Annotated in this window: 13 protein-coding genes; 10 read left to right on the top strand and 3 right to left on the bottom strand. The window is 39.9% G+C overall.

Annotated features, from left to right (window positions below):
* The first annotated feature begins 26 nt into the window (after positions 1–26).
* The 8 genes from QGN23_RS13810 (at position 27) to QGN23_RS13775 (ending at position 7,166) form a co-directional block, all read left to right on the top strand.
* Positions 27–887 carry a PKD domain-containing protein gene (locus QGN23_RS13810; RefSeq protein WP_282904825.1) on the top strand — a complete coding sequence of 287 codons (861 nt, stop codon included), beginning with the start codon at positions 27–29 and terminating at the stop codon, positions 885–887.
* A 12-nt stretch (positions 888–899) separates the two neighbouring features.
* Positions 900–1,775 carry a polysaccharide lyase family 7 protein gene (locus tag QGN23_RS13805; protein WP_282904824.1) on the top strand — a complete coding sequence of 292 codons (876 nt, stop codon included), beginning with the start codon at positions 900–902 and terminating at the stop codon, positions 1,773–1,775.
* 46 nt (positions 1,776–1,821) lie between these two features.
* A complete protein-coding gene (locus tag QGN23_RS13800) occupies positions 1,822–2,862 on the top strand; it encodes a sugar kinase (protein ID WP_282904823.1) in 1,041 nt (346 codons plus the stop codon).
* Positions 2,863–2,874: 12 nt separating this feature from the next.
* Positions 2,875–3,324: a YhcH/YjgK/YiaL family protein gene (locus tag QGN23_RS13795; RefSeq protein ID WP_282904822.1), complete on the top strand. Its 450-nt coding sequence runs from the start codon at positions 2,875–2,877 to the stop codon at positions 3,322–3,324.
* A 10-nt stretch (positions 3,325–3,334) separates the two neighbouring features.
* Positions 3,335–3,994, top strand: coding sequence for a bifunctional 4-hydroxy-2-oxoglutarate aldolase/2-dehydro-3-deoxy-phosphogluconate aldolase (locus tag QGN23_RS13790; RefSeq protein WP_282904821.1), 660 nt, complete (start codon positions 3,335–3,337; stop codon positions 3,992–3,994).
* Positions 3,995–4,121: 127 nt separating this feature from the next.
* Positions 4,122–4,826 (top strand): FadR/GntR family transcriptional regulator, encoded by a 705-nt coding sequence (locus QGN23_RS13785; protein WP_282904820.1) that lies wholly within the window; start codon positions 4,122–4,124, stop codon positions 4,824–4,826.
* A gap of 70 nt (positions 4,827–4,896) precedes the next feature.
* Positions 4,897–6,360, top strand: coding sequence for an MFS transporter (locus QGN23_RS13780; RefSeq protein ID WP_282904819.1), 1,464 nt, complete (start codon positions 4,897–4,899; stop codon positions 6,358–6,360).
* Between the two features lie 41 nt (positions 6,361–6,401).
* Positions 6,402–7,166 (top strand): SDR family NAD(P)-dependent oxidoreductase, encoded by a 765-nt coding sequence (locus QGN23_RS13775; protein ID WP_282904818.1) that lies wholly within the window; start codon positions 6,402–6,404, stop codon positions 7,164–7,166.
* A gap of 101 nt (positions 7,167–7,267) precedes the next feature.
* On the opposite strand, the gene QGN23_RS13770 is transcribed toward QGN23_RS13775, so the two are convergent.
* Positions 7,268–8,149, bottom strand: coding sequence for an alpha/beta hydrolase (locus tag QGN23_RS13770; protein ID WP_282904817.1), 882 nt, complete (start codon positions 8,147–8,149; stop codon positions 7,268–7,270).
* Between the two features lie 162 nt (positions 8,150–8,311).
* Between QGN23_RS13770 and QGN23_RS13765 the strand changes: the two genes are divergently transcribed.
* Both QGN23_RS13765 and QGN23_RS13760 read left to right on the top strand, forming a co-directional pair.
* Positions 8,312–9,199: a polysaccharide lyase family 7 protein gene (locus QGN23_RS13765; RefSeq protein WP_282904816.1), complete on the top strand. Its 888-nt coding sequence runs from the start codon at positions 8,312–8,314 to the stop codon at positions 9,197–9,199.
* Between the two features lie 27 nt (positions 9,200–9,226).
* Positions 9,227–10,423, top strand: coding sequence for a T9SS type A sorting domain-containing protein (locus QGN23_RS13760; RefSeq protein WP_282904815.1), 1,197 nt, complete (start codon positions 9,227–9,229; stop codon positions 10,421–10,423).
* A 161-nt stretch (positions 10,424–10,584) separates the two neighbouring features.
* Here QGN23_RS13760 and QGN23_RS13755 read toward each other — a convergent pair whose 3' ends face one another.
* Both QGN23_RS13755 and QGN23_RS13750 read right to left on the bottom strand, forming a co-directional pair.
* Positions 10,585–12,828: a heparinase II/III family protein gene (locus QGN23_RS13755; RefSeq protein ID WP_282904814.1), complete on the bottom strand. Its 2,244-nt coding sequence runs from the start codon at positions 12,826–12,828 to the stop codon at positions 10,585–10,587.
* A gap of 100 nt (positions 12,829–12,928) precedes the next feature.
* Positions 12,929–15,253 (bottom strand): chondroitinase-B domain-containing protein, encoded by a 2,325-nt coding sequence (locus QGN23_RS13750; protein WP_282904813.1) that lies wholly within the window; start codon positions 15,251–15,253, stop codon positions 12,929–12,931.
* Positions 15,254–15,403: the final 150 nt, after the last annotated feature.

Genomic DNA, 15,403 nt, shown 5'->3' with positions numbered 1-15,403 from the left:
AGATTTTAAAAATTAAATATCTACTCATGAAAAATAAATTCGAAATAAAAAAAATAAGCAAAATTTCAGTTTTACTGTTCCTTTTGTTAGTGATTTTCACCTCTTGTGATATCAGAGGTTACGATATTGCGGGAGAAGGGTCAAAACCGGATCTTACTCCCCCAAGTGCTGATTTCACCTACACTAAAGGGCAAGGTACTGGTGATGATTATAAAACCTATACATTCGCTAATCAATCGATAAGCGCAACAGACTATCTGTGGGATTTCGGTAATGGAAATACGTTTAAAACCGTAGATGCAAAATTCACTTTCCCCGGTGAAGGTTCTTATGTGGTAAGCCTCACCGCAAGTGACAAACTGGGAAAAACGAATACGGTTAAGAAAACAGTTGAAGTGGTAAAACCGGTGGTACCGGCTGCCTTAGTGCCTGTTATTCTGGCACCGGGCTTTGATTTCGGAAATGTAGACGCGAGTAAAGACCCATGGAGAAACAGTGCTCTTGGCGGGGTGATTCAAATCTCTGCTTCATCAGTTTTTGAAGGTGGTTTTGTTGCAAAATTCCCATCGGGATCAGACCGTAGAATCGCCTATCAGGAATTAACCGTAACTCCAAACACGAATTATATGGTTACCTGTAAATATTCTCAGGAAATTGGTCCGGGAAGCATCAGAATGGCGGTTCTTGCAGGCGCTGTAAATGACCCGGCCCTGATCAACTCCAAAATCATCAAAAAGGAAATAGGAACCAATGCGACCGGAAAGGGAAATTTTACCTCTGTAGTATTATCCTTTAATTCGGGTGCCAATTCAACCATTGCTTTATATGTTGATAATGATGGAGGGACCATTTCTTACGTTGACTCTTTTACAATTGCTCTGAATTAAAAAAACATTAAGATGAAATTACCAAACAGATTCATTCCGTTTATTTTGTGTGGAACCCTTTTACTTTCACTGTCATTAAACTGCTCCGCGCAGGGTAAGAAGGAAAAAACCGCTAAACCGGTTTCAATAGATTTAAGCCATTGGAGCGTCACCACACCGGAACTGGATCCGGCAACCGGAAAAGTGACCAATGTGGAGCCGCCGGAAATTCTGGATTACGCCAATAATGAATTGCTTAAAAAGAATATGTATAACGACCCGAAAACGGGAGCACTGGTATTCTATGCCTACCCTAGCGAAGGTAAAACGGCCAATACCTCGTTTTCCCGCTCGGAACTGAGAGAACAGATGGTACCGGGTAATAATAATATAAACTGGACCTTCAAACAGGGCGGTACGCTGAAAGCTGAAATGGCGATGGGCGAAGTAAGCAGAGAAGGCGCAGGGCAATACAGTAAAGTAATCATTTTACAGATTCACGGAAGATTAACCGATGAGCAAAAAAAACTGATCGGTCAGAAAGATCATAATGCACCGCCGGTTTTAAAAATCCTGTGGCAAAACGGTAAAATCAGAATAAAAACAAAAGTGCTGAAAAATCCAAACGCAACTTATGAAGAAATGCTTCAGACCGATGCGTGGACCGATGACGAAGGCTACAATTTTAAAGAAAAAGTAGATTTCAATAAATTTACTCTTGAAGTGAAAGTGAAAGAAGGCAGAATGGCCATCACCCTGAACAACGACGAGACCAAGGTTTATGAAAATGAAAGTCTGAGAAAATGGAACGTTTTTGAAAACTATTTTAAAGCCGGAAATTATTTCCAGTCCAAAGAACCGGGAACTTTTGCAAAAGTTAATATCTATAAGCTGTCGGTTTCCCACTAATTGAATATAAAATTTAAAAAACTAAAGAAGGTTAAAATTAAAAGTAATGAGTAAAGTAGTAACGTTTGGTGAGATTATGTTGAGATTGGCACCACAGGGATTTTTAAGATTTTCACAGGCGGATAATTTCGATGTGGTTTACGGCGGAGGCGAATCCAATGTGGCGGTATCACTGGCCAATTATGGCATCCCTGTAGATTTTGTAACCCGTTTGCCAAAAAACGATATCGGCCAGTGCGCCATGATGGAAATGCGTAAAAGAGGCGTTGGTGTTGATAAAATTGTCTGGGGCGGAGACCGTTTGGGAATTTATTTCCTGGAAACCGGTGCTGTTTCCAGAGGAAGCAAAGTGGTGTACGACAGAGCCCATTCTGCAATGGCTGAAATTCAGCCGGGAATGGTGAATTGGGAAGAGGTTTTTGCCGGAGCGGAGTGGTTTCACTGGACTGGAATAACGCCGGCGATTTCTCAAAGTTCTGCTGATGTTTGTCTGGAAGCTGTAAAAGCTGCAAGCAAACTCGGACTTACCATTTCTACCGACCTTAATTACAGAGCTAAACTTTGGAAATTCGGTGGTGACAGAGAAAAAATCATGACTGAACTTACCTCCTATTGCGACATCATTCTTGGAAACGAAGAAGATGCAGAAATGCATTTCGGTATCAAACCCGATGGTGCGGCAGTTCAGACTCACGGGCACGATGTAAAGGCGGAAGCGTTTTTATCAGTTTGTCAGCAAATGATGGAAAAGTTCCCGAAAGCTAAAAAAGTAATTACCACACTTCGGGGTTCCATCTCGGCTTCCCACAACACCTGGGCCGGAGTTTTATATGACGGAAAACAAATGTTGCAGACCCGCCAGTATCAGATCACCGATATCGTTGACCGTGTTGGTGGTGGAGATTCTTTCATGGGCGGATTGATTTACGGATTATTAACTTATCCTGATGATGACCAGAATGCTTTGGATTTCGCAGTAGCGGCTTCATGCCTTAAACATACCATTAAAGGTGATGCCAATCTGGTGACCGTGGATGAAGTAACCAAACTGATGGGCGGCGATGCTTCCGGACGTGTTGCAAGATAAAATTCTTTAGCAATGATTATAGATTCACTACATAACGCGGAGAAATATTCCGGACTGCATCCTTTATTTTCCAGAGCTTTTCAATTTATTCAGGAAAATGATCTGATGACTTTGCCTGACGGAACCATTCAGATCGAAGAAGGGCTGAAAGTAATTGTCAGCCAGAAAACCGGGAAAAGCGCAGAGGAAAGTTTAAAAAAATTTGAATGTCACGATGCAAATATCGATATTCAGGTTTGTGTAAAAGGTCATGAAACCATCGGGTGGAAACCGCGCGAAACCTGCGTTTCACCGAAAGGCGAATACGATCCGGCAAAGGATGTTCTCTTTTTTGAGGACCAGCCGGATATGTTTTTCAGTTTGAAAGACAGCCAGTTTGTGATTTTTTATCCGGATGACGTGCATGCACCGATGATTGGTGAGGATGAAATCAGAAAATTAGTATTTAAAGTAAAAATTTAATTCAGATCAAATGAGCAATATTCAGAAAGTTTCCGATGCTGTAGTAAAGCAGGGAATCTTACCCTTATATTTCAATGCCGATGAAACGGTAACTATAGAAACCCTCCGCGCGATTTACCGCGCCGGAATCCGTGCCGTAGAATACACCAACCGTGGCGAAGCCGCTTTGAATAATTTCAAAAAAATGGTGGAAACCAGAAATTCCGAAATGCCGGATTTGCTTTTGGGAATCGGTACCATCAAAAACCTTCAGCAGGCCAAAGATTTTGTGGAAGCCGGCGCTGATTTCTTTATCAGTCCGGGATTTGTACCCGAAGTGGCAGATTTCCTGATCAAACAGGACAAATTCTACAGCCCTGGCTGTATGACTCCCACTGAAATTATCGCGGCAGAAAATGCAGGCGTGAAGTTTATCAAACTTTTTCCCGGAAATATGCTCGGACCTGACTTTTTAAGCGGAATAAAAGATATCTTCCCGAATCTGTTATTTATGCCCACAGGCGGCGTGGATACTACCCGCGAAAACATCGAAGGCTGGTACAAAGCCGGCGTGTCTGCAGTAGGAATGGGAAGTAAACTGATCAGTAAAAAGTTAATGGCAGAAAAAGATTTTGCAACCATTGAATCTGAAACTAAAAAAGTGTTGCAGTTACTCGCGGAATTGAGGTAAGTTGATGTTTTAAAGAGGTTTTGCATACTTTTTAATAAATTGATATTAACAAAAAATAATATATAGAGGTAGACCTCCTATTTGCTAAATTTGCAAAACCAATCTGGTTAACCAAAAAAACATCAATATGAAATTAGATTTAATTACAAAAAAGGAAAATCAAACCACGCAACAGGAAATCATCGCTAAAATCAGAGATTTAATAAACTTAAAAAATCTTGAACCTGGCGATAAACTTCCTTCGGAAAGAATGTTATCTGAAAAATTTGAGGTATCACGCAGTAATGTAAGAGATGCAATACAGAAATTAGAATTTTACGGAATTTTAAAATCCATTGCGCAGAGCGGAACCTTTATTGCGAATATCCGTAGAATTGCGATTAACGGGATGATCGATGATATTCTGCGCTTAGATGAGCCGGATTTCAAATCGCTGGTGGAAACAAGAATCCTTTTAGAATTAAAAACCGTGAAACTTGCCGCTTTAAGAAGAACGGATGAAGATATTAAAAATATAGAAGCAGCCTTAAACGCTTATACGCAAAAAGTCTTAGCGGGCGAAGATGCGGTACAGGAAGATTTGCTGTTTCACCTGGCAATTGCGAAAGCCTGTGGCAACAGCACTATTAATACGTTTATGTTAACCATAACACCGGAAATTATTTCCTATTTTAACAGTATGCCGGTGTGCGACGAAAACCAGCAGATTACCGCTATTAAGGAGCATGAGGCTATTTTCGCCGCGATAAAGAACCAGGATCCGCAAGAAGGAAAATTGAAAATGAAAGAACATTTTAAAGTTCTTTATAAATTCTGTTACGATAAAAGTTAAGATTAATACAATCAGGACAGCCGTCTGAACTTTGGACGGTATCAAAACTCCTGCTATAAATAAGAATAAAATGAAAGTTAAAGGATTAAGATGGTGGATTATCGGCTTGATAATGATCATTACTATTATTAATTATTTGGATAGAGGAACGCTCAATTACATGTGGGTTGCCAATATCGAATATCGATTAGTAGATGAGATTAAATTAGATTCCGGCGATAATCAGGCGCGGTTTATAGCAGAAAACAATACCTACGAACTCGTTTCCAAAAGAGGGGAGAAAATTGTGCAGAAAGCTGCTTTCGTTAATTTCAAAAATGACGGTAAAATTGTTGTCAACAGGCAAGGTATTGCTTACGAATTAGGTATTGTGGACAAAGATGCCGCTCCTGAAGAATCATCGAAACAGGCCAAAGATCAGCTGGGCGTCATTACGATCTTTTTTATGATCGCCTACGGAATCAGCCAGCTTTTTTCCGGCAAATTATATGATAAAATAGGAACACGGCGCGGGTTTGTTGTTTCTGTTTTGGTGTGGGGATTTGCCGACGCGCTTACCTCCCTGTCGCAGGGGAAGGTTTCCTTAACAGGATTCAGAATGATGCTGGGTCTGGGGGAAGCCGGTCCGTGGCCCGGTGCTACAAAAAGCAACGCGGAATGGTTTCCTCAGAAGGAACGGGCCTTTGCGCAAGGTCTCTTTGGAGCCGCCGCGTCGATAGGTTCCATTTTAGCTCCCATCATTATTTTATCCCTGTATATGTCCATTGGCTGGAAGATGACTTTTGTCGTGGTAGGGGTATTAGGAATCCTGTGGATCATTCCATGGCTCATTATTAACAAAAAAGGGCCAAAAGTTCATTCATGGATCACCGATGAAGAGCGCGCCTATATTTTAGACAACCAACCGGAAAACCCGCAAAGTAACGGAGTTGGTAAAACGTGGGGAGAATTGCTTTCCAATAAGAAAAATTATTCCGTCATATTGGGCCGCTTCTTTTTAGATCCTATCTGGTGGATGTTTGTCACCTTCTTACCGATGTATTTGGTGGAGGAATTTAACCTTAATATCAAGGAACTGGCCTACTCGGCCTGGGTACCTTATTTGGGTGCGATGATAGGCAGCATCGCAGGAGGCTGGTTTTCAGGATATTTAATCCGAAAAGGAGCCACTGTGGACCGGGCAAGGAAAACGGCCATGATTTTAGGTGGATGTATCATCATTCCCGCTATTCTGGGGTCGGTCATGGTGCCCAATGCAATTCTGGCTGTAATTCTGATGGCTTTTGTATTGGGAGGTTTCCAGTTTACAATGACCAATATTCAGACCTTACCAAGTGATCTGCATGATGGAAAATCAGTAGGCTCATTAGCAGGACTGGGAGGAGCAGCCGCGGTTTTAGGAACCATCATAGCAATCCTGTTTGCGGGTCAGATCGCGAGCTGGCCATTGTTGTTCGGGTTGCTGTCGGCATTGGTTCCATTGTCTCTGATATCCATATTCTTAACTATTGGAAAAATTGAACGAATAAAATAATAACAATAATAATATTAACAATTAAAAATTAAAGAAGTAAAATGACTGATTTAAAAGGAAAAGTAGCTGTAGTAACAGGCGCAACAGGAGGAATTGGTTTTGCGGTATGCAAAAGATTAGGGAAAGACGGTTATACTGTAATTTTAAATGGTATTCAGAAAGATGGCGGGGCTGAACAGGTAGCGGAACTTGTGGCAGACGGGATCACAGCGGAGTATTTTGGCTTTGATGTTACCAACGAAGAGGAAGTAAACTCCAATATTAAAATGATCGGTGAAAAATACGGTAAAATCGATGTTATCGTAAACAATGCAGGCGGTTTAGGCGGCAGACAAAGGTTTGAGGAAATGACGACGGAATTTTACAGATCAGTAATGGCGTTAAATCTTGATTCTACCTTTTTTGTATCAAGAGCGGCGATCCCTTTTCTTAAAAAAGCGGAAAACGCTTCAATAATCAACTATACTTCCAACGCCACCTGGAATGGCGGAGGTCCGGGAGCTGGGGTATATGCCACTTCTAAGGCTGGGGTACAGGCTATTACAAGAGCAATGGCTAAAGACTTAGCTGAATATGGAATTAGAGTAAACGCGGTTTCTCCGGGAACTATTGATACACCTTTTCATGCTCAGATAAAAGAAACTAAACCTGAAGTGTTCGCAAGCTGGAAAAACAATATAATGCTTGGGAGATTGGGAGAGCCTGAAGAAGTAGCGGCAGTAGTGTCGTTCCTGGCAAGTAAAGATGCTTCCTTTTTAACGGCTGAAACAATCCAGATTGGTGGTGGTCAGGCGTTAGGAATTTAGATTTTTTCTATATCAATTGCTTCATCGCAAAAAAAGAAGCCGTCTCAATATTATTTGAGGCGGCTTCGCTTTTTGTACCGTAACTTTTTTATTTAAAGAAGCTAATTTACATATTTTGATAAAAAAGTAATAATGGCAGTATTAATTTCCCTGTTCTTCTCCTGATCAAATTTGCCATGAAGACCTCCGGACACGCTGATAAACTGCGAGTCTACCCCCATCTCCTGAAGTTTCCGGTACAAGTCAACGGATTGCTGGTAAGGAACGGTGGGGTCTGCGTCGCCGTGAACAATAAATACCGGCGGACTGTTTTTAGTGACAAAATTAATGGGCGATACTGATTTTATAAACTCCTTATCCACTATTTTAGAGCCCAGCCACTGCAATGCTGATTTGCTTTTAAGCTTTCCAAAAGACCAGTCATAGACATCAGTAATACCATATTTATCAATAATAGCCGCAACCCTAAGATCTTTTGAAGTCATACAGTTATGATCAAAACGGCGGTCGTTTCCTAGAAGTCCGCCCATTAAAGCCAGATGTCCGCCTGCACTGCCACCCATGATTACGATTTTTTTGGGATCGATATTCAAATCCTTCGCGTGTTCCACCAGATAGACCAGCATGCAGCGGGTGTCCTCTATTGCAGCGGGAGCAGTTGCCTGTTGAGACAGCCTGTATTCCATATTCACCACCGCATACCCCGCTTTAAAGAAAGTATTGAACCCGGTTTGAGATTCCTTTACACCCTTGTTCCATCCACCTCCGTGAATATTGATGATTACCGGAGTTGGGGTCTTGCTGTTTAGATTTACATATAAATCAGCTTTTCCCTCCCAGTCATTAACTTTCGTATAGATCCTGTTTAACTGTGCTGTATAATTAGGGGGGAAATCTACAGGTTTAAATTCACCACCGGTTTCCTGAGAAAAACAGTGGGACCAAAATAAGACGAGGATAAGAACAAACACATTTTTTTTCATAAAATAGAGATTAAATTAGATGAGGTATATTTTAAAAAGAACACCACCTAAAGCGGTTTAATTTATTTAACAAAATAACACAAATTATTTGGTAAACCAATTTGGTAAACCAACATTTTTATTATACATTTGATATGAAACAGATCCCTAATTTTCATTGGTATGAAATCCGTAATTTTTATCGCCTTAGCTTTTATTACTTTAGGCAGTTGCTCCCGGACAGGAAATACTGTTCCGGATGAGATCATTGATCCAGTCGTGGTCAACGGTTTTGCAGACCTGTCCCTTAGCAACTGGAAAGTTACTTTACCTGTGGATGCGAACAACGATGGAAGCCCCGATGAATATGCGGCCGCGCAAATACAGAATGGCGGCTACAGAAACATACCGGCGATTAAGCCGTTTATGTATGATGACACCAGTGATCAGTCCTTAGTCTTCTACGCTTATCCGTCCACCTCCACCAGTAACAGCGATTATTCCAGAACGGAATTACGGGAAATGATGAATCCCACCAGTACTAAAACCAACTGGACCTTAAGTAAAGGGGGAACCATTCAGGGGAAACTGAAAGTCGTTTCTACCACGCCCGATACTTCCAGTTCAGGAAACAGTTTTCACAGGGTAATCGTCATGCAGATTCACGGAATTATTTCACAGGCTGATATGACCAAATATGGTTTCTCTTCTAATGCCGCACCACCTTTATTAAAGATGTTTTGGATAGACGGTCGTTTAAAGGCATACAAAAAAACACTTGTTACTAACAGTACCGCTGGGATGGATCTATACAGTAGTTCCAGCGCAATATGGACAGATATTTCTTATGATTTCGGAAAAGTGGGATATGATCCTTTCGAAATAAAAATTGTAGCCTCCACAGGAAAATTAGAGGTCACCGTAAATGGCAATAACACGCATGTTTTCCAGGATGTAAGTCTTGCAAAATGGCCCTTTGAAAACTATTTTAAGGCGGGGAATTATTTAATCACCACCGATCCTGCAGCAAAGTCCACCGTAAAATATTATAAACTAAATGTTACACACTAAATTATTAACAATTAAAAATCATTTAAAATGAGAAAAAAACTATTCTTTTTAGCAGCATGCGTGCTTACCGTTGCAAATGCAAATGCACAGACAACATTATTTGCAGACAACTTTGATACGGCAGGTTTGCCAAATCCACCTGTATCTCCTAGCCAGTACCAGGCTTTTTCGGGGGCACCGGGAACAACGTCCACCGTATCATCTGCTGGTCATACGTACACCGGTATTAATACCTCATTATGGAAGCTGGATTCCGGAAACGGAACATCGGGCCTTAATGCGATCTACAATGTTGCTTCTACTTCCTACACTACCAATTTAAGTATTCAGGGTACAAGTGTTACAACGGCTGGCCAGGCAAATAAAGCGACTGCTACGGTTGCTGTACCAGTCCCTTTTTCACCAAAATTAAGTGAGAACACCGATGTTTTAACCTGGTCTTTCGCAATGCGTGTTAATAAAAATGGGCAACTCACCACATTACCATCTGCCTTTAAACCGGCTGGTGCACTTGCAGGCGGCGTTATTCTTGCTACCGATTTACCCGCGGGAGGAAACATCAATACAGCAGGTAATGGATACGCAGTTATACTTTCCGGGGATAGTGGCACTTTAAACGCAATTACTTTAGGATCATTTGCCGGCGGATTGTATGATACCGCCACTTCTACTTCCCATTTTACCCCTTTATTACAGGTTGAAAGCATTGCGTTCTCTAACAGCAGTTCAGTAATTGTATCGTATACTCCATCTACTAATACCTGGACGATGAAGGTTAGACAGGACGGTAGCGCCTCATTGCAGGATCCACAGGAAACTACTGAAAACACTTACACAACTTCTACACCCGCAAGTATTGTTGACAGTTCCCAAACAGGAATAGCCAACTCGAATATGATGCTGTATTTCAATTACAGCGGAACAAACGGTATTTATATGGATAATCTGAAAGTGACGTCGGGCGCTGTGCTCGCAACAGCTACTGCCAAATCAAAAAACAGCTTCTCGATCGCTCCAAATCCTGCAAAAAATTATTTTAATATAGAAAATAACGGCAAAAAAATTAATTCAGTTTTAATTTATTCTTTGGATGGTAAAGTTGTAAAAAGTTTGACAAATCCACAGTCAAAGCAGGTAGATGTTTCAGTCTTACCTAAAGGAACATATCTGGTAAAGGTGAACAGCGAAAATTCAGAGTCCACAAAGAAATTAATGGTCAATTAAATTTATCATGACTTAATGTATCAGCTTCTCTGCAGGCTGGTAGATAAAATCAAAACCTGGAGTAGATCCAGGTTTTTTTGTGCTGTTATGCGGGGAAAATTAAACAATATTGTCACTAAAGAATGAAGATGATAGACAAACACATCTTCAAAATTAGAAGTCTATTTGGTATTAACTTTCACCTCTTCTCCCGGTTTAAGTACGATGGTTTTCTTATTTTTAAGATATTGATAATCCAGTATCAGATCATTTTCGCTTAAAGACTGAATAAGAACTGTATTTCCCTTGGTTTTCACAAAAATATCAGCTTCTTCAGACAAATGGAACTGAGTATTTTCTATTGTCAGACTTTTCACCGAAAAGAAGACTGCAAGGTTTTCCTTGGTTAAAGAAATGGCCCGCGTACCTTCAGTTTTCCATTGAAGGTCATTGATGTTCCATCCTTTTAGTGAAGTATTCTCTTGGTACTGATCAATACTCTGATCAAAAGTTTTAAATGGAACAATAGCAGTGATAAAACTGTAATTTGAATTGTTATTTTTAGACACCACATTCCATTGTTTTCCCTGTGTGCCCGAAGAACTTACAGCGTCAGCAGGCTTAAGCTGGTAAATATCATTACCGGAACCATCATCAAATGCAGAACGTAATAAATCGGGTCCCTTCTGCAAAGTGTAGTGTCCCTGCCAAATCTGTTTGTAAGTATGCGGCGCGTTGGATCTGAAATTATCTTTTACAAGCCAAAAATCATTTTTCACATAAATAACCTGTCTGGAATATTTTACGCCAATATTTTCAAATCCGTTATGACTGCCAATATATAAGTCTAAATTTTCGTTAGTATTCCATGCGATGTTTTGCGGTTGCGGTAACGACCTGAATTTCCCAAACCCACTGCCGCCCTGATTTCCGGTATACTCTTTTCCCTGTAATTCATCATCCACCAAAGCCACATTCTTTACCATTGAATTTTTGAAAAATTCATAATCTTTTTGAGAATAACGGACCTGATAATTAGGCAAAATCACATTTCCGTTTGCCACCGCCTGGATACCTAACATATCACCGTGCTGATGATCTGGCTTATATGGATCAAGTCCGTTGGATATGGCCATTACTTTATCGTCTTTTTTCCAGCCTTCACGCATGATGTAATAACCAGTTTCAGGAAAATCAACAGATTTTACTATTGGTGCCTGGGCTTTTAAATTACTCAACGATTTCAGTTGAGCGTCACTTAAATACCAATACACATCTGCTGGAACGTGATCACTTGCAAAATAACCCATTTCAGGATCTTTAAAAAGTAAAAATCCTAATGTTAAAGCACCGGAAATATCATTTTTTTCCGCCCACGGCGCATTCGTGTCATCTGAGAATACAGGAGCGGATTTGTCCGGATAGGCGATTTTTGGCAATGTTTGAAATAAAGACCTTAGTTTTAATTCCAAGATAGGATTAATATTAACATGACTGTTTTTAGCCAACTGATAAACATAGAAATAATTGTCAATGTCACTGATATGATAATGTACCGTCCGTTCAAACTGAAAACCATCTTTATTGATTTCCTTTGATAAATGTTCGTGAAGGAGACTCATCGCACGGTCTTTCCATAAATCCGCATCCTTAAAATCACTGAACAGAATGGAGAGCATCGCCAACGCCGACATTCCTCTGGTTTGATGATTGCCGGGTACAAATTCCGTATTGGTTTCATATAAATTGGACGCGTGCTGAATCAAAGTGGCAACCGTGAGGAGCTGGTCTTCGTCAGAATACTCTTTTTCTCCTAAAAATAAGGTGTGAATCTGAAGCCAGTTTAAGACCCGGTAGCCGGAACGGAAGGCTTCGTAAACTCCATTTCCGTCATCTATCGTTTCATATCGGTTAAGAGCTAAGGCGGTATTCAATGATTTTAGCTGATCTTTAAAATAGTGAAAATATTCCGGCTTTTTATTTTGAAACTGATAATAAAAGGCAATATCTGCCATCTTATGCTGACGGGCCAAATGACGCATGGCATACGCGTTAACGGGCTCGCCGTTTTTATAATTGAATGGCAGTTTCCACGGGGTTACCGCCTCGAATTTTGCGAGATGATCCAACGCATTTTTGGTGTGCGTGCTTTGGGCGTTGGGATAAATCAGAGCATATTCTTTAAATCTTGCATCATTGGTTTTCCAGTCGTAAAAGTAGCGTTCCGAGAATTTATCTCGAAAATACTGCGCTAACTTTGCATTAGTAATCGCTTTTGTACCTCCTAATTCCTGAACGATTTCCGGTTTTAAATAATATTGCAGATCCTTCGCTCCAATTATTTTTTCTGAAGGAATATTTTGCGCGAAAGTTTTCACTGAAAAAACACAGCTGAACAGGAGGAGAAAAAATTTAGAATACTTCATATTATAATTTATTGGTCGGTAACAGAACTTGTAAATACCACGGGTTATGGTGTAAGATTACCCTAGGTAATGTTAATGTTCAATGACATTTCGAGCAGTTCTAATACATCAGTTTCATCTCTAAGTTCTGAACAACTTTAAATTCACCTGAATCTTCAATGGTATTTTTTCCCGGTGTCTGTCCTTTTTCACCCCATAAAACCGCGATAGTTTTCACCGGATTATTTTTAAAAACATTATTGGTGATTGATACATTTACGATTCCTCTGTTTTTAATCAGAATATTTTCCGGCTGTGCTTTTCCTGAGTTGGTAATGGTATTACCTTCCATTTTTATATTTCCTCCAATAGTGGATTCGTCATAGCCGCCGCGGTAATAATCCAGAATAACGCCGCTAATATGATCAAATTTTGAATTGGTGAAAGTCACAAACTCTGCATTATAATCCCCGCCGTCATTTTTTTCTTTGTTAAGCATAAAACCGTTCTCACAATTGCTGATTTTGGAATTTACAAGCGATATATTGTCGGCAAAGGAACCCTTAGAAACTTCCAGCACGCTTTTGAAGTTGGATATTTCAGAATTTTCAATTGAAATATCATAGGCTTTGCTCATTAATTTATCTAACGTGGTAAATGCATTCTGGGTTTTATTTCCCGTAAGAATGATCTCTTTAAGAATCAAATGACCTTTTGGCTGCATTTCAAAAGCCGTTTTTTCAGAAGTGAAAACAAGTTTTGCTTTATTTTTACTGTTAATGGAAGCAATGGTGATTTGTTTGTTGACCGGCAAAGAGGACTTCAAATGATAGGTGCCGCTTCTTAGCAAAATAATATCACCTGAGCTCGCCTTTTCTAATCGTTTAGCCAATTCCCCGGCCGTGGAAACTGTAATTTTATTTGCAGGCGTATTTGGTTGGTTAACTTCATACCAATCTGTTCCGTATTTACTTCTGTCAACCAAGAGCGGATTACCTTTTACAGGATTTACGATTGCGCCAACGCTGTTGTTGGCACCAGTTCTGCTGTTTCCAAAAAGGTCTTTGGTAATATTTTCAAAATCAAACCCATGGTAGACCTCAGTGTTATTTTCTTTTAAAGTAAACAGACCGTCCGATACCTTGGTGACTCCAAAATTGGTGGTAATTAAGCCTGCAGGTTTTACTTCGCTGTTGTTTACATTATTGATAAAATTGTTCTTAAATGTTACACCATCTACTTTGTCATAATTTACAATAGGATTGGTGTCCGGTAATTCATTGTAAATTAAATTATTGGCGAATAGCACTCGCTCAGGACGGGCGGAACGGATTTCAGATTTAGGCAATACTGCACTTTGACTTACATTTGAACCTACGCTCAGTTGCCATGGCGATACGCAGTCAACAAAAGAATTATGTGCAACTACAACATCAGTTACCTGATTGTATCTGTTTAACGATGATTTCGGAATTCCATTCATTATGGAAATGGCGCTGCGGAAGGCTTCACCTCGTATTTTATAAAAATAATTGTTGGTAATCCAATGGCCCGTATTAACCACCCGGATTCCGCCTATTTGGTTTGATTTATCGTTTCCGATAAAAATATTGCCGTCGACCACATTATAATTTCCGTGTCTGATCACCAGGGAACCTTCTGACTCTAAAAATATATTATTTCGGTATTCATTAAAGTTAGATTTATTTGAAATGACCTCTACTTCACCATTACACTGATCAAATAAATTGTTGTAAACGTTAGTATGGGAAGGTGCCATCGAGGTTTCACTGTCTCCTACCTGGATCGTTTCTCCATGAGGACCACCTTTTCTCGGTCTGGGCCCAAAGTAATTGTTGACGATTTGGTGATAGTTATAAATATTCTCGTTACCATCCAGAAAAACGCGGAGTGTAGGTCCGAAGTTAGACTTTCCAGTGATATAAGAGTTGCTCAGTTCATTGTGCCGTCCCCAAAATTCAATCCAGTGATCGCTTACATCTCTGTCCGGCTGTGTAAATTCCTCGATCACGCATTGGGTAAATTTGCAGTTATTGGCAATCGTATTATTATCAATTTTAAAGGATACCACTGAACTGGAAGGCGTGTATCCGTTTCTAAAATGTAAATCCCGTACGGTTAAATAATTTCCCCCAAATTTTAAATCTGAAGCTCCTTCTATAAAAACTTTTCCGGGAGTTTCACCCCTTAAAACGATCGGATTTTCTTTGGTACCTGTCCCATAAAATCTAATCTGAACATCTTTCCAAATACCGTTTGCCAGGACGATCTGGTCACCTGCAGTTGAATTTTTGATGGCGTTATTCAGTTCATCTATATTCTTTACTTTAATATCTTTTGCACTATTAACAGGATTGGCGAATACCATGAGGTTGCATGTAAACAGCAAAATCACTAAACTTAAAATACGAATACTATTTTTCACTTTGTTAAAATTTTTGAAATTACTTTTACTTTTTACTGCGTTTATTTCCATACTTTAAATTTTATGATACTTCTATATCGGTCGTAATTAACTTTGATTTTTCACGCCATTAAACTTCATGCAAACGTCACCGCAATAAAGTTTTTATTT

Source organism: Chryseobacterium gotjawalense, assembly GCF_030012525.1.
GTDB classification, from domain to species: domain Bacteria; phylum Bacteroidota; class Bacteroidia; order Flavobacteriales; family Weeksellaceae; genus Kaistella; species Kaistella gotjawalense.
Note: the sequence above shows the minus strand (reverse complement) of the source record. Positions and strands in the feature narration are given on the sequence as shown.

Bases quoted from the DNA above. Each gene is read 5' to 3' on its own strand.
- QGN23_RS13790 (WP_282904821.1), top strand. From the start codon at position 3,335: ATGAGCAATATTCAGAAAGTTTCCGATGCTGTAGTAAAGCAGGGAATC.
- QGN23_RS13755 (WP_282904814.1), bottom strand. From the start codon at position 12,828: ATGAAGTATTCTAAATTTTTTCTCCTCCTGTTCAGCTGTGTTTTTTCA.
- QGN23_RS13810 (WP_282904825.1), top strand. From the start codon at position 27: ATGAAAAATAAATTCGAAATAAAAAAAATAAGCAAAATTTCAGTTTTA.
- QGN23_RS13760 (WP_282904815.1), top strand. From the start codon at position 9,227: ATGAGAAAAAAACTATTCTTTTTAGCAGCATGCGTGCTTACCGTTGCA.
- QGN23_RS13785 (WP_282904820.1), top strand. From the start codon at position 4,122: ATGAAATTAGATTTAATTACAAAAAAGGAAAATCAAACCACGCAACAG.
- QGN23_RS13805 (WP_282904824.1), top strand. From the start codon at position 900: ATGAAATTACCAAACAGATTCATTCCGTTTATTTTGTGTGGAACCCTT.
- QGN23_RS13780 (WP_282904819.1), top strand. From the start codon at position 4,897: ATGAAAGTTAAAGGATTAAGATGGTGGATTATCGGCTTGATAATGATC.
- QGN23_RS13765 (WP_282904816.1), top strand. From the start codon at position 8,312: ATGAAATCCGTAATTTTTATCGCCTTAGCTTTTATTACTTTAGGCAGT.
- QGN23_RS13800 (WP_282904823.1), top strand. From the start codon at position 1,822: ATGAGTAAAGTAGTAACGTTTGGTGAGATTATGTTGAGATTGGCACCA.
- QGN23_RS13770 (WP_282904817.1), bottom strand. From the start codon at position 8,149: ATGAAAAAAAATGTGTTTGTTCTTATCCTCGTCTTATTTTGGTCCCAC.
- QGN23_RS13795 (WP_282904822.1), top strand. From the start codon at position 2,875: ATGATTATAGATTCACTACATAACGCGGAGAAATATTCCGGACTGCAT.
- QGN23_RS13775 (WP_282904818.1), top strand. From the start codon at position 6,402: ATGACTGATTTAAAAGGAAAAGTAGCTGTAGTAACAGGCGCAACAGGA.